General features: G+C 62.9%; 1 protein-coding gene. It reads right to left on the bottom strand.

Features of this window, described 5'->3' with window-relative positions:
* Positions 1-99 precede the first annotated feature (99 nt).
* Positions 100-385, bottom strand: a 286-nt coding sequence (locus tag AC1D0P_RS31515) for a hemerythrin domain-containing protein (protein ID WP_477680319.1), incomplete at its 5' end; no start/stop codon positions are given.

The raw sequence follows: 385 nt of genomic DNA, 5'->3' as shown, positions 1-385 counted from the left end.
GATCGAGATCAAGGTCGACAGCGATAAAGCCTGCCGGCGCGGGCATTCAGCCGGTCGGTCGCGGCAATGTTCGGCGCCTGTCTCGGCGCCTGTCGCCAATCAGTGGCGGTCCGAGGGTGCGGCGGCCATCAGGCCGAGCGTGGCGAAATAGTCGCGCTCAAACGCGATGTGGCGTCGCACCGATTCGAAAAACCCCCTGAGCATGTAGCCCGTGGCCTCCATGTTGACGTCGCCGCGTCCGGTACCGAGCATCAGCAGGCGCTCGGCCAGTTCATCGGCGAAACATTCGTCCTCGAAATGCTCGAATTTCAACCGTGCCAGCGTCTTGGCGAAATCGGGCGACGCGAGCATGCGTGCCTCGAATGCAGGGAAGAGGACATTGTCC

Source organism: Polaromonas sp. P1_G2 (genome assembly GCF_056405515.1).
The sequence above is the reverse complement of the archived record's forward strand: the minus strand, read 5'-3'. Positions and strand labels throughout refer to the sequence as shown.